Raw genomic sequence first — 15,014 nt, forward strand, 5'->3', positions numbered from 1 at the left:
CCCCCTTAGAGAAAGTATTTATTTAAAATATTTTCTATCTAACAACACAATGGTCACCGTATTCATAATACCATGTTCACCCTGCTATTATAAGTATTGTAGTAGCTCCTTTGTTTCTAACAGAATAAACAACAAGACTATTCCATAACAGTGAGAAAAGGTACTAAAATAATATGGCTATCCAATCTGTTATCGTTATAAAAATCTTTGCTATAGCTCCAAATAATCTTGCAACCATATTTTTATCTCTGCTCTCTTCCGTATTATTATCTTCTTTTGATTTATCATCTGTTGAAGTGCTACTAGATTCTTTGGTCATTCTTTTAATCCCATCTGCTACTGAGGATTCCGTTATCCCTTTACTAACACCTCTTTCAGTTTGTTTATCTTTTTTTGATGAATTTACTGTTTCCTCAGACTTTTCAATAGTAATTTCAGGAGATTTTTTGCCTGTTCCGTCAATATCTTTAGAATTATTTTTCTCTTTTTTGTTGGTTTCATTGATAGAGCTAGGTAAAGATACAGTTACTTCCTCCTCTTCGTTCCTTGCATCTAATTGTTTTTCAGAGGTATTGCTCTCTTCTGGTTCCTTGTCTTCAATTGTCTGTTCATCAGAATTAAAGTCTTTATCTTCCTCTACACCCATTTGCTTGTTATCAACTATATTTGAGTTTGAGATATGCTCTTCGTCAGCTGATTCAGCTATATTTGTTTCTACTGTCTGAGCAATCCCTTCTGATACATTGCCAAAATGATCCTCTGTATAGATAGAATATTTATACTCTGTGCCGGGATTAAGTCCTGTAAAAGTATATGTTGACTCTTCTTTCCTGCTAACAGATTTCAAAAAATTATCATTAATATATATATTAGTCTTAACAAAGTCCTCATTTTGAGGGTTCTTCCAACTAATAGAAAACGTTCGAGCCGTTTTACCTCTAACTTGAATATTTGCGACTTCCTCGGGAGCGATTACGTCTGGCTGATAATTAATTAGTCCGTGACCATACATTGGGTCTCTTCCTCTTTCACCTAAATCCCGTGTATTTTTAACTAACTCTTTTCTAAGGTCAATCGGTGTCATCTCTGGATACTTTTGTTTAAGTAATGCAAGCATTCCAGCCACATGAGGCGATGCCTGTGAAGTGCCACTAGCTATACCGTATTTATCATTAAAATAAGTGCTGACAATACCTTTTCCAGGTGCAGAATATTCTATCTCTGGCCCTCTGGAAGAAAATGGGGTAATATTCAATTGTTTATCTATAGCAGAAACTCCAATAACGTTTTTATATTTAGCCGGGTACAATACATTACTGCCCTCTCCGCCATTTCCGCTCGAGCTAACGATTAAAATGCCCGCTTTATATGCCTTCCCTATTATTTCCTGCATTGAGCGACTATTATAGTCTGTACCGAGTGAAAGATTGATGATATCCATATCATGTTGAATAGACCATTCAATTGCTTCCAGTAAATCAGTCAGGGTTCCTTCGCCATTACTATTCAGCGCCTTAACAGCAAAAATATTTGCGTCTGGGGCAACACCGTCAATTCCTATATTGTTACGTTCCCCACCGATGATACCAGCAACATGCGTTCCATGCCCATTATCATCCGTATATTCCATCTTGGAATTGACTGTAGATATTCCCCCTGAGACAATTAAATCTGAATGTGGGGAAATTCCAGTATCAATCACTGCTATGTTTACACCCTTGCCAGTGAAACCGTCTTCCCAAGCAGAATATCCATTAATTGATTGAATGTTCCATCGATCTGATTCATTTTTTTGTTTGACTTTAGGGATTTCTTCTATGTTTTGACTTCTATTAGACAATACAATAGGCACGTTTTTTTCTATATACTTTATATTGGAATTTTGTTTTAGTTCATCCAGCACAATCTGGTCAATTGATACAGCAATTGCAGATGTACGAGTAAACTTGTAATTTATTTCATTACTTTTCTCGATGATTAACTGCTTTCCGATATTACTTTTATAACTAATAATTACTTCTCTTTCAGTCTCATCCATTCCAAACGAGTCAGTTGGAAGATAGGTAATAGTAAAAAATAGTATAGAAAAAGCAAGAAGAAAGTTTTGATGTAATTTAAGCAAATTATAAATCTCCTTTAATCTATTTATCCATTAACTAGATTTTATCAGCTAGTTTAAAATTTGTCTGTAAGTTTTTTGACAGATATGCTGAAATAAAGTTTCTATAAAAATACCCGGTACACATTAAAAAAGGATTCTCCATTCGGAGAATCCTTTTTAAAATTAGTGATCTAGTAATTTATTAAGTTTTTCTGAAATATCAGTACTAACTGCACCAGGACCACCTATAACTTTCAATAAATCTACTTTGGAATCAGTTACGTATGATTGAACCGCTTCAGAAACACCGTTCTTAACTAGTAGTATGCCAGTGTTACCTTTTGCAGCTAATGCAGCACTTGATAGTGCATCAGCGTAATGTTTTCCTGTTGCTACAAAATATTCATTTGCACCAGAATTAAAATACTTAGAAACTTCAACCGCTGTTTCATAACGGTCATCACCTGAGATTCGGAATGCTTTAGGCATGTCTTCAAATATTTCCTCTGATACTGCTCCAGGACCACCTATAACCAATGTCTTTGTTACGTCAAGATCGTACATAGCTTTCTCAGTAGCTTTTGGAACACTATTACCCTTAGTTAGTAAAATTGGTAACCCTTCTGCTGCTGCATATGAAGCTACAGACAATGCATCAGGGAAGTTGCGTCCGTTTACTAGAACAACTTCATTACTAGAACTATTTTCAACTACTTCATTTGCAATCTTAACCGCTGTTTCACTACGGTTATCACCTGCTATACGCTTAACTGTTATACCTAGTTCATTAAGATCGGCTTCAACAGATTTACTTACAGCATTTTCGCCACCAAGGATGTATACAGTTTCAGCACCCAGACGAGTTATTTCGGCTTTTGTTACAGCTGAAAAAGATTTTGTTCTAGTTAGTAATAACGGTGCGTTATACTTTTTCGCTAAAGGTACGCCAGCTAAAGCATCTGCATAATTATCTCCACGCGCTAGCACTGCTACATTAGATTGTTCCCAACCTTCCTTACTTACTTCGACTGCAGTTTCATAGCGTGTTGTTCCTGCTAATCTATCAACACGAGAATCACTTTCGTTACGATAAATCGTGAATTCCTTTTCGGTAACATTTCCAGCAAAGTCTTCAAGAGCTATACTGAATACGTTGTCACCTGATTCAAGATTTAACGTTTGTTTAACAGTTTCATTCGCGGAATCAACATATGTTGTTGGGCCTTTGAATGGCTTTTCATATACGTGATTACCGTTAATCTTAAATGATAGTGTACTAAAGTTGTCCGTTAGGTTAAAATCAACATCAACGCTGTCTACATCTTGATCAACAACCGCAGGAACATCAAATGTTACTCCAGGATTTGTTGTATCAATGAATACTGGGCGCTTGATAGAGAATTCCTTACCTGAGTTGTCAACTGCTTTAAAAATAATATCTTTAGCCCCATCTTCTTCAAACGAGATGACTGTGGAGAAATTGTACTTTTCACCATCTTTGGTAACTTCAACTTCTTTTCCATTTATTGTAAATGAATCTAACGCAACATCTTCTTGTACATAACCAGAAATTGGAACTTCAAAGGAGCTATAAGTCCCATATGGTTCAGGTTGGGTCTCACTTACAAAGATAAAAGGTTCTTTGCTATCACCAAATGATACTACATCAGAAGATTTGTTCGCTGCCTTATCATGTGCAACTACTGTAATGTTAGTACCTTGCGATAAACCTGGTAAATTATATTTAGTAGTATCTCCTGAATACCATCCTTCTAACTCACCATCAACAAATATACCTATTTCTAGTACACCAACTCCACTATCTGTTGCATTAACACTTAATATATCAGTATCAGCATTATAAGTTGAGTTAACTTCTGGCCCAGTCGTATCAACGTAAACTGGATACTCTTTAGACTGCCAATCAGCACCTTCATAGTCAATTAATGATTTAACTTCGTATGCATAAGCTCCATCATCTACTAATCCGTCTAATCCAGTTCCATCCCACTGTCTTGCTGGGTTGAAGCTGTAGTAAGACATACCAGCGCTTCCACCGTTAAAATAATTTTTCCTTACATTATGTTCAACTAACATGCGACGTATTTGTTTATCTTCTTCATTTAGAATATTAAACTGTACTTCAGCTGCATTACGCATGAATGCTGGTAATGGGTAGATAGTATCATATAATCCATCGCCATTTGGTGAAACAGGATAATAAAGCTCACCGTCTACCTCAACTGGGTTAACACTATACCCTACATCAGCGAATACCATTTCTGGAAGGCCTACATCATAATATTTTTCCTCACCAAAGTCTTTGTTGCCATCTACTACTTTAGGCTCATCCCAATCACCGTAGAAACCAACATATGGTACAGAAAGCTCTGATTTTGTAGCATCTTCAGGTACTAATTTCACAAAACCTTCAACGAAAATATTTTCTCTTAAATCGAAAGTAGTTTCAGTTCCATCTACTGTTAGACCAGGAATTTCTGCATTAGTTAAGTCAACTGTTACAGTGAATTCTACTGAATCTCCAGCGGGAACTGTGATTGTTTCTGGTGAATCAATATTAACACCTTTCATACTTCCTGCAATTAGAGCATTATATTCTACATCAGAATCAGTTTTTTGTAACGTATCTGCCAATACACTTGTATCAACGTTATACTTTACATCTTCATCTGAAATATTTTCTGCTGTATATGTCATATCAAATGTTTTCGTTTGGAAATCTTTCAATTCTACTTTTGCTTTGTTTGTTGAAGAATCAACAACTGTTACAGGTGTACGCACTGCATTTAATAGCTGCATCATACCTGCACCTTGGCGTCTTGGTGAAAACGGCTGGTCATTAAGGTCTTTAATAACATTAGCTGAATTCATCAATAACACCTTAGCTAAGCGTGTACGTTCTTCAATAGTTAAATCTGCAAATCTATCATCTTTCTGCAAGTATTGCTGTACTAAAGCAGATCCACCAGCAACGTGCGGAGATGACATGGAAGTACCACTCATCAATCCATATTGATCATGTTCTAAAGTAGAATAGATATTTCCGCCTGGTGCTGTGATTTCAGGCTTTAATTCTAAGCTTGGAGTTGTTCCCCAAGAAGAGAATTCAGTCATTCTACCCATTTCAGGTGATTCATTTTCATTAAGCTTTTCAATACCTAATGGTAATGTACCGCCATTTGCAGCCAATTCCGCTTCTAATGCTGCTCCATCATCTGCATGGAGCATTGTAAATGGAATTGCCCAGCCACCTTGGTCCTTATAAAATTGCGAATTTCCATGGTCATAAACAATAATACCTGCAGCGCCTGCTGCTGCCGCATTATTTGTCTTATCAATAAACGCAAGGGCTCCACGTTTTACAAGAACTACTTTACCTTCTACATCAACACTATCAAATTCTCCTGGTGTTCCGCATACCTCACATGCTTCGCCAGGTACTTCATCAACACCGTTTAATGCAGATAAGCTCACAACTTCAAGATCTTGAGATGCTAGTTCTGTCCAATCATCAGCACCATAACCAACACCTGAAAATGCGCCAATGTTAATTTGATGTTCGTATAGATATGCAGTGTTACCTGATGCTGCCACTTGGATTGAATCTGGATTTAAACCAGGGGCTCCTACCACACCAATATCAGGATTTTGATAGAATGGCTTGTCCCATCCATATCCTATATGTCCAGAGTTACCAGCTGAAATAGCAGATACGATACCATTTTCAGTAGCTCTAGTGATTGCTAAATCTTCTGGACTATTAGCCTCGTAGAATGACGCAGTTGATCCAAGGCTCATGTTCAATACGTCTGCACCAAGTGCAATCGCATCATCAATTGCAGCTAAATATACGTCAGACCATGTTGATGGGAAATTCGGGTCGTTACTAAATACTTTCATACCTAAAACTTGCGCTTCAGGTGCAACACCCTTAATTCCACCATTTGTTTCGTCACCGTTTGCCGCAACAGTACCTGCTACGTGCATGCCGTGTTCAGATGCTCCAGGGCCTTCGTCAAGGATGATATCATTTGTATCATAATAGTTGTAACCGAATGGTACTTTTTCAGAGTAGAATTTTCCACCCTCTAATTCTGCACTATCAACCAAAGTATTCACTTCTTCTTCCGTCAATTCTTCCTCTGTGCTATCACTTAATACAAAGTCCTTATGTGAAGGGTCTACTCCAGTGTCGATTACTGCTACTACCATTCCTTCACCTTTCAACTGTGCATCAGCCCATGTTGTACGTGATTGTATATAGTCATGACTAGTATCCATATTGGGCTCAACTTTAGGACGTTTATATTCATTTGCTAAGTACACGTTTTTTACGTTTGATACAGACTCAATCTTTTCAATGTCTCCAAATTCAACTTCACCACTGAAACCATTGAAGGAAACTGAGTAATCGTAATTGTATGATATGTTGACACTCTTTGATGAAATGGCTTGCTTCGCTGCTTTCTGTTGTTTCTCCACTTCATTAGTTAACGAGTTTTTTGTTGACTGATCAAGTTTTTTATACATTACACCTTTTTTATTTGCGTATTCAAGAGGTGCCTCACCGTCTAATTCGACAATAACTCGTACCTTTTCACTTTCTTTAAATTGAGCATCTAAAGTAGGCTCTTTTAACTTATTAATTTGATCTAGTTGGCTAGTTTCGTTTAATTTAGATGTATCCACTGGACTTGGGCTTCCGCTGGAATTAGCAAAAGCAAATGTCCCGTTTGATAGAACTAAAAATAAAATTAGAACTACTGATAACATTTTTTGGAACCTGTGCATAAATCGTTTTCCCCCTTTTTTTCATTTATCTGAAAAATACTAATAGTACCTCCTTTCAAATTAATTTAAAATTCAATAATTATGTTACAATATTCCTAAAATAATGTCAATTTTTTCAAAATAATTTCTATATAATTACATCATGTCCAGTTCAACCTCCATAGAATTAAGAATACAGAAATTAAGGAATTGATAATAAGGTCTTTAGATTATTTATGTAGTTAAAAGTGTGTTGTATGTTAGAATAAGGAGAATTATACATTTATTTAAACGGAGGAAAGTCTAATGGACTTGATTCACACTGGTCATATTAATTTGTTAAAACGTGCAAAAGAAATGGGCGATCACTTAATTGTTGGGATCTCAACAGATGACTTTAATGACATTAATTAGAAAGGTATATCACTCTCTTAAAGACCGCAAAATAATACTAGAGTCTATCTGTTATGTTGACATTGTAATCCCAGAAATTACATGGGAACAAAAAGTTGTCGATATAAAAAAATATGATGCTGATATTTTTACATGGGGGATGACTAGAAAGGTGAATTTGATTTTTTAAAGAAATTATGTAAAGTTATATATTTACCGCGCACAGAAGGAATTTCTACCTCTGAAATTAAAAAAGGAATATCTGAAGATAAGTGATTTATCTAGTTCAGATACCCCTTTTTATAGATGCCAAAAAAACGATCCTTATTTACCTTTCACCAAAAACCATCCGTTTTTCAGATTCTCACGATTGTAGTAAAAACGTTCATTATCCTCGTGTCTAGTCACTTTACCACCAGATGCTTCAACAATAGCTTGTCCAGCTCCTGTATCCCATTCCATTGTCGGTGCATAGCGTGGGTAGTAATCTGCTTTACCTTCTGCCACTAAGCAGAATTTAAGCGAACTTCCAGCCGAGACTACATCCACTTCACGATTGTCGCGTAACCCTTCAATAAATTCTTCCGTTTCTGCAGACATATGGGAGCGGCTTGCCACTACATTAACTACATCAGCATCATCAACTTCCGGAAGACTAATACTTTCAAAAACTAATGCTTCATCATCTGTTATATCCTTTTGGGATGCACCTTCCAATTTAAAAGCACCCACACCTTTCTGACCATAGTAAAATGTATCCAGGACAGGTGCATAAATTGCTCCCATAGTCGGGTATTTTCCCTCGATCAGTGCAATATTCACCGTGAATTCGCCATTTTTCTTAATGAACTCTTTTGTTCCATCAAGGGGATCCACTAGGAAAAACTGAGTCCAATCTTTTCGTTCCTCATAGGGAATATCTGTACCTTCTTCACTTAGCACAGGAATATCCGAATATGCAGCTCGCAGGCCATTCATAATCGCCTGATGTGAACGTTGATCAGCTTGTGTTAATGGTGAGTCGTCTTCCTTCGTTTCAACTTCTATATCTTTTTCATAAACATCTAAAATCTCGCGACCTGCTACCAAGGAAATTTCAAGCAACTTTGTTAAACTAACATCTGCCATTATTCCAAGTATCCTTTCTCTTTCAAATAAGCTACAATTTTTTGTACAGATTCCTCAAGAGTTAATTTGTCCGTATCAATTGTTACTTCTGGATTCTTAGGCTCTTCATACGGAGCATCAATTCCAGTGAATCCTTTAATCTCTCCAGCACGTGCTTTTTTGTACAAGCCTTTTGGATCACGCGATTCACATGTTTCGACACTAGCATCTACAAATACTTCAATAAATTCGCCATCTTCCACAAGCTCACGCACTTCATCGCGATCTTCTCGATATGGTGAAATAAACGCTGATAAGGTAAATAATCCAGCATCGACCATCAATTTAGAAACTTCCCCTATACGGCGAATATTTTCTTTGCGGTCTTCTGGACTAAATCCTAAGTTTTTATTTAGGCCATGACGAACGTTGTCACCATCTAAGCGATAGGTACGCACCCCTTGAGAATAAAGTTCTTTTTCCACTTCAACAGATACGGTTGATTTACCTGAACCTGAAAGACCAGTAAACCAGATTACTGCGCTTTTGTGATTGTTCAATTCCCGTCTAGCGGACTTTGTTACCTTCGAATCATGCCATACGATGTTTTCAGATTTTGCCATGTTTTTTTCCTCCTAAAACCATACATTATATATTATTGTGACAGATGTGATCATTACTAAAATACTGAGAGGTGTTCCAACTTTCATATAATCCTTAAACGTATATCCACCGGGACCAAACACAATAAGATTGGTCTGATAACCGATTGGCGTAATAAAACTTGCTGAGGCAGCGATTGCAACCGTTACTGCGAATCCCATTGGCTCCACATTTAGCTGTGGGGCAAGTTCAATCACAATCGGAATCATCAATACAGCTGCTGCGGTATTCGTAATTAACTCCGTAAACAGGTTTGTCAAAAAGTATACCATAAATAAAATAGCTAACAGCCCTAATGGTTCCCCGAAGCTGACAAGTCCATCCGCCAGCCACTCAGCAAGTCCCGTTTCTGTCATTGCGGCTCCAATTCCAAGTGCACTTGCTATTAATAACAGTACGTCAAACTGAACATATTGTTTCGCCTCTCCTGGAGTAAGAATCTTTGTACCCAAAAGTATAAGCACAGCTAATGCCATTGCTTTAAACATCGTAAATACACCAGCAGTGACTAATCCAATCATCACAACTAATAATGCGATGGAAAACCAGCCTTTTGCCGGGTTTTGCTTCAACGTATTGGGTGTATCGAGTGACGATACGACATAAAAATCATTGGATTGGTAATGTTTTTCTAGAAAATCAGTACCAGCAAGCAGCAACAGTGTGTCACCAGGACGCAAGACAATTTCCCCAACCTTACTTTTAATCCGTTCATTATTACGATGGACCGCTATAACACCAGCATCATATTTCGAACGGAACTGGGCTTCTTTTATAGATCTTGATGTTAAAGAGGATTGGTGTGATACAACAACCTCAATCAAATTGGACGTACCATTTTTCAGGTCATTTAATCCAATGTTTGTCCCAGTTTCAAGTGTCAGGCCTTTAATTTTCTCCAGCTCAGCAATTGTCGTTATCAGGCCAGTAAAAATTAGCCGGTCGCCTTCCTTAATGATGGTAGTCGACTTAACCGGTGAAATATGCTCCTTTTGGCGAATTATCTCCACCAAGTAAAGACCTTTCAAGTCACGGAGTCCCGCATCCTTAACGCTTTTGCCTACATGTTGGAAGGTTTCCGTTACATGCATTTCAGCGATATATTCTTTGGAATCTTCCTTTACCTGCTGGCTGAATCCTTTATTATCCGGGAGTAATCGATGACCAACTGTAAATAAATAAATAAGGCCAACAATCGAAATTGGAATACCGACTACTGCTAGACTGAATAACGAAAATCCATTAAAGCCGTAATCAACCAGCATTCCATGAACTACTAGATTAGTAGAGGTTCCGATTAATGTAATCGTTCCACCTAAAATAGTGACATACGATAACGGAATCAGAAACTTGGATGGAGCAATCCCGCGATCCTCACACCACTTTTTAATGATTGGCGTAAATGTAACGACAATCGGTGTATTGTTCAAAAAGGCTGAAAAGAATGATGTCGGAAGGAAGAATCGCAGCATAGAACCTGTCTGGGTCTTGCTGTTCTTTAGCCAGCCTTCCATCATCCGATCAATTAATCCACTTTTTTGAACAGCACCGGCAACAATAAATAAGAGTGCTATGGTTAGCATCCCTTCATTGGAAAAGCCACTTAATGCTTGATCCGGGGTAAGTATTCCACTAATTAACAGTATAACCAGTATTGAAAAAACAACCATGTCAGGCCGAGCTACTTCAAGAAGTAACCCGGCCAGCATGGCTATTATCATAATCAAAACAAATGTCATTTCAAAAGACATGGGAGCAAGTCCCCTTTTTAGTGCGTGTTCAAAAAGGAGGGTGAAAATGACCGAGAAGTTCTAGGCAGCGTAGCTTTGAGTAGCGGAATGTATGTTTTTAATACATGAGCAACGGAAAAGCAAGCTAACAACGAAATTCGACGTGTCATTTTTACCGGACTTTTTGAACAACCCCTTTTTAGTTTTGTTGCATCCCTTTAATCAAAATGTCAGCAACTTCCGGACGTGAAAATTCCTTTGGAGGACGTTCTCCATTACGTAATTTTTCGCGTACTTTTGTTCCACTTAAATGTACATGATGCTCTTTACCATGCGGACATGTCTTAGCAGTTCCCATGTTGCCACATTCGGTGCAGTAAAATGCATGTTCAAATTTAAACACTTGAATTCCAAGCTCTTCTTCAAACTGGGAAATAAATTCCTGTGCTTCATACGTTCCATAATAATCACCGACACCGGCATGGTCACGACCGACAATGAAGTGTGTGCAGCCAAAGTTTTTACGGACAATCGCATGCAATACAGATTCTTTCGGACCAGCATAACGCATTGCTGCAGGATAAATTGCTAGACGCGTACGCTCCGCAGGGTAATAGTGTTTAAGAATCGCCTGATAACTTTCCATACGGATATCTGCAGGAATGTCATCTGACTTTGTTTCCCCTACTAATGGATTTAAAAGTAATCCATCAACAGCTTCCAATGCACACTTTTGAATGTACTCATGTGCACGGTGAACTGGGTTCCGTGTTTGGAATCCAACGATCGTTTTCCAGCCTAAATCAGCAAACATTTGACGTGTCTGATTTGGATCCATATAGAATTCGTTAAAAACGCCATGATCAGGACGGTTCAATAATGTAATTGGTCCACCTAAGTATACATCTCCACGCTCATAAAGTTTTTTAACACCTGGATGTGCCTCTTCTGTAGTCCCATAAACATTCTGTGCCTCAAGCTTCTGATCATAAGTATATTTCTCTTCCAGCTTGATCGTTCCATAAATGATTCCGTCTTCACCTTTAAGTGCGATTTCCTCACCGATTTTATACTGTTCAGCTTCATCCTCTGTAACAGACAGTGTAATGGGTACTGTCCATACAGTACCATCAGCTAAATGGTTGTTATTAATAACACCTTCGTAATCAGCTTGTCCCATAAAACCAGTTAAAGGACTGAAACCGCCGATACCGATCAATTCAATATCTGAAACGACCCAAGGGTTAGCATGAATTGCCTTAAGTGATTCAGCTTTTGATAATGCTTCTGCTTTTTCTTGTTCCGATAGTTCACGGTTTACCAAAGAACCGCCGTGTGGTTGATTCGACATTTTCTGACCTCCATATGTATTTATTGTTTAGATAATGTCTTTTAGCAAATGTAAATATAATAAAACGCACTTATATATTTTAACATAAAAACTTGTAGCTTTGAAAAACTTTGATGAATAAGTCTTATCGATACTATAGATTAACTTATACCGATGTTTATCCACCTCTATAGCATCAAAAATACAGAAATTAAAGACTTGGCAATAAAGTCTTAGAGAAGTGATGTAGTTAAATGTTGAGTGTTAGAATACAAAAAATTATACAATTTTTAACGGAGGAACTATGGAACAAGTAAATCTTTACGGAACATTGACTTATGAGATCTAATACACACCCCTTCATAAAGGGTAATAGAAATTGAGGTTCCGAATGATTGTACATGATTTTCGTACTCCAGATGCAAGGTTTTTGTGTACTTCTACCGTTTTTCCTAATTCCTTGTGACAATTGATATTTTTGGTTATTCAGCAGCACCTAAGTACTGATTATAATTGAGTGTAATTATTATCGATATGCGATTTGAGAAAGTATCAACAAGCAACTAAATTAATTACCTGGTGAATATTTTCGTTGGTAATATTCTTTAAGTAAATTATTAAGAACATAAATGTGCTGTTCACTTAAAGGAGGACAAATACTAATAAAATCATTCACTCTAAATAATAGACATGGCTGTATCCATAATTATTCAGCTTTTTATATTGTTCTATTTTGGGTAACTTCTCAACAATAGACTTTATGATTGATTCATCATTAGAGTGAATATATACAACAAATTCTTCATAATTGGTATTTTGGTATATAGAATCAAGATCTTTTATATTATAAAAAGTTACACTATTATAATGAGATAATTCAACATAATTAGTAGGTATTTTCCATACTTTATCATATATAAAAATACTGTTTTTATCACTATATTGCTCGGCAATTTTTATTGATTCCTCACTGTCCAATTTCAAATATTCAAATGAGGTTGTCTTGGTATATCCATTTATACATATTATAATTAGCAACGTGCAAACAATCAACATAGATATATTCTTAGAGAAAAAAAGTTTAACTACCTGAAATAATAATGGCACAAAAGCAAGTATTAATACAGGAAAAATTGGCTGTAAATATCTTTCTGATTGGTAAACAGCAATATTGGAAATAAGTAAGAAATATAAAGTACAAGCTATCAACATAAATAAAATTTCAAATATAGATTGATGTTCTAAAATAGCCTTAGAATTTCTCTTTCTACGAAGCCATAAGGTTATACAAGTGATAGTAATAACAGTAACGAAAAATAATAAATAGCCTCCAAACAAATTGTTACTTATTATTTTCCAAAACCCTTTAGCGGATTGAAGGTAACCATCTGCATTCGTGAAGTTTTCTATTGATTCTTCTCCACGACTTCCTCCATCAAATATATGATTATAAACACTTGGGAAAATAACCACGACCGAAGTAATTGTTAATATATAGGTCCCTATATATATAAATAATTCTTTAAATCTCTTCCGATACGCTAAAAGAAAAACAAATAAAGCACAAATGAAAAAAGTAAAAACTAAAAAGTAATAGTGCGTTAAAGCACCAGCTACAGAGACTAAAAACAAAGATAAATAAAACGTGTAGTTTACAGTGGTTACTTTATTAATATGCTTTATGTGAATGTAAGATATCAATAAGCAGAAGAACATCGTCATTACATACATTCTAATAAACATCATGTCCGATATAACCCCTGGGTTAATTGCCCAAAACAAACTGGTTATATATGCAATATTTTTATTATTCGTTATTAGAAGTGAGAATTTATATAACAGAAAGATTATGAGAGCATTAAAAAAAATATTTACGGCTATTCCAATATATTTACTGAATACATCCGGAATAAAGGAACTTATAGTATGAATTATTACATAATAAAAAGGAGGATGTACATCATTAGCCTGATTTCTCCATACATTTTTATAATCAAAATTAGTTTTATCTGTTGTGGTTAGAAACCTTTCCTGAAATTGCCCATAGGATTCATACTTCTCACCTGGACTAAGGTCTATATAACTTGTACTGTTGGAAAGACTGTAGGTTAAAAGTTCATCGATATGGTAGTTTACTTTTTGAGTGGAAAAAAATAAGATAAGTATCGTTGAAAGTAGGACAATAGAAATAATCAAAATATTGCCTTTAATAAATTTAGTACTATTTCCCATTTTAATAAAACTCCGTTTCTTTTCTGTAGGATAAATTTTGCAATCCATAAATATGCTTCGTCTTATACGATGCTTACATTCAAAATATCTATGACAATAGGAATTAGTCTGTAATGCAGCTATTCCTTTTTATTTTTCACTATTTTAAAATATTATGATTGTCCATCTTCAATCCCCAAACGTCTCAACAGCGTCTATTTTAAATAGTATTAACTAGATCTTAATGAAATTGTATAAAGTTGATATCTGAATTAAATTAAGTATCCTTATCCAATTCTGTTTTCGAAAATATAAATAATTTACTTGTTATATAGTTGAATATAACAACAACTACATTAGCTATTACTTTTGTTACCAAGTCATCTAAATATAAAAATTCAATTATTATATACATAACCAGTAGATCAACTAAAAGGGAAAGAATTCGGTAATATACAAATAGGCAAAAACTTTTGATAGTTTGAAAAAGAGAAGCATAGATAGTATTGAAAACATACTTTTTGTTGGTGTAATATGCAAATAAGACTGCTACAATCCAAGCAATGACTGTTGCGGTCTGGTAACTAAATGAAAAAAACTTGGTCAAAAAAACATAAACTAGTATATTTATCAAAGTAGTCAATACTCCAAAGATAATATAATTAGTTATTTCTTTACTCATTTTCAT

8 protein-coding genes and 1 pseudogene are annotated in these 15,014 nt (G+C 35.8%); 1 reads left to right on the plus strand and 8 read right to left on the minus strand.

Features of this window, described 5'->3' with window-relative positions; genetic code table 11:
• Positions 1-163 precede the first annotated feature (163 nt).
• Both ACTWQM_RS03230 and ACTWQM_RS03235 read right to left on the minus strand, forming a co-directional pair.
• Positions 164-2,122: a S8 family serine peptidase gene (locus tag ACTWQM_RS03230; protein WP_443256718.1), complete on the minus strand. Its 1,959-nt coding sequence runs from the start codon at positions 2,120-2,122 to the stop codon at positions 164-166.
• Between the two features lie 162 nt (positions 2,123-2,284).
• Positions 2,285-6,913 (minus strand): cell wall-binding repeat-containing protein, encoded by a 4,629-nt coding sequence (locus tag ACTWQM_RS03235; RefSeq protein WP_443256719.1) that lies wholly within the window; start codon positions 6,911-6,913, stop codon positions 2,285-2,287.
• A 285-nt stretch (positions 6,914-7,198) separates the two neighbouring features.
• On the opposite strand from ACTWQM_RS03235, the pseudogene ACTWQM_RS03240 reads away from it, so the two are divergent.
• Positions 7,199-7,561: pseudogene (locus ACTWQM_RS03240) on the plus strand (adenylyltransferase/cytidyltransferase family protein).
• A gap of 48 nt (positions 7,562-7,609) precedes the next feature.
• On the opposite strand, the gene cysQ reads toward ACTWQM_RS03240, so the two are convergent.
• From cysQ to ACTWQM_RS03270, 6 genes are all read right to left on the minus strand, one after another.
• A complete protein-coding gene (gene cysQ / locus ACTWQM_RS03245) occupies positions 7,610-8,413 on the minus strand; it encodes a 3'(2'),5'-bisphosphate nucleotidase CysQ (protein WP_443256720.1) in 804 nt (267 codons plus the stop codon).
• On the minus strand, positions 8,413-9,015 hold the full coding sequence (gene cysC, locus ACTWQM_RS03250; RefSeq protein ID WP_443256721.1) for an adenylyl-sulfate kinase: 603 nt from the start codon (positions 9,013-9,015) through the stop codon (positions 8,413-8,415). The genes cysQ and cysC overlap by 1 nt, the downstream gene beginning before the upstream one ends.
• Positions 9,016-9,027: 12 nt before the next feature.
• A complete protein-coding gene (locus ACTWQM_RS03255) occupies positions 9,028-10,806 on the minus strand; it encodes an SLC13 family permease (RefSeq protein WP_443256722.1) in 1,779 nt (592 codons plus the stop codon).
• A gap of 178 nt (positions 10,807-10,984) precedes the next feature.
• Positions 10,985-12,136 carry a sulfate adenylyltransferase gene (gene sat, locus ACTWQM_RS03260; RefSeq protein WP_443256723.1) on the minus strand — a complete coding sequence of 384 codons (1,152 nt, stop codon included), beginning with the start codon at positions 12,134-12,136 and terminating at the stop codon, positions 10,985-10,987.
• Between the two features lie 651 nt (positions 12,137-12,787).
• Entirely contained in the window at positions 12,788-14,347 is a 1,560-nt protein-coding gene (locus ACTWQM_RS03265) for a hypothetical protein (RefSeq protein ID WP_443256724.1), read from the minus strand.
• Positions 14,348-14,603: 256 nt separating this feature from the next.
• Complete coding sequence (locus ACTWQM_RS03270) at positions 14,604-15,014, minus strand: GtrA family protein (RefSeq protein WP_443256725.1); 411 nt, start codon at positions 15,012-15,014, stop codon at positions 14,604-14,606.

The sequence above is a fragment of the Virgibacillus sp. L01 genome, from assembly GCF_052246775.1.
GTDB lineage: Bacteria > Bacillota > Bacilli > Bacillales > Amphibacillaceae > Lentibacillus.

Coding starts and splice junctions, on each gene's coding strand:
- sat (WP_443256723.1), bottom strand. CDS start 12,136: ATGTCGAATCAACCACACGGCGGTTCTTTGGTAAACCGTGAACTATCG.
- ACTWQM_RS03235 (WP_443256719.1), bottom strand. CDS start 6,913: ATGCACAGGTTCCAAAAAATGTTATCAGTAGTTCTAATTTTATTTTTA.
- ACTWQM_RS03270 (WP_443256725.1), bottom strand. CDS start 15,014: ATGAAAATGAGTAAAGAAATAACTAATTATATTATCTTTGGAGTATTG.
- ACTWQM_RS03265 (WP_443256724.1), bottom strand. CDS start 14,347: ATGGGAAATAGTACTAAATTTATTAAAGGCAATATTTTGATTATTTCT.
- cysC (WP_443256721.1), bottom strand. CDS start 9,015: ATGGCAAAATCTGAAAACATCGTATGGCATGATTCGAAGGTAACAAAG.
- cysQ (WP_443256720.1), bottom strand. CDS start 8,413: ATGGCAGATGTTAGTTTAACAAAGTTGCTTGAAATTTCCTTGGTAGCA.
- ACTWQM_RS03255 (WP_443256722.1), bottom strand. CDS start 10,806: ATGTCTTTTGAAATGACATTTGTTTTGATTATGATAATAGCCATGCTG.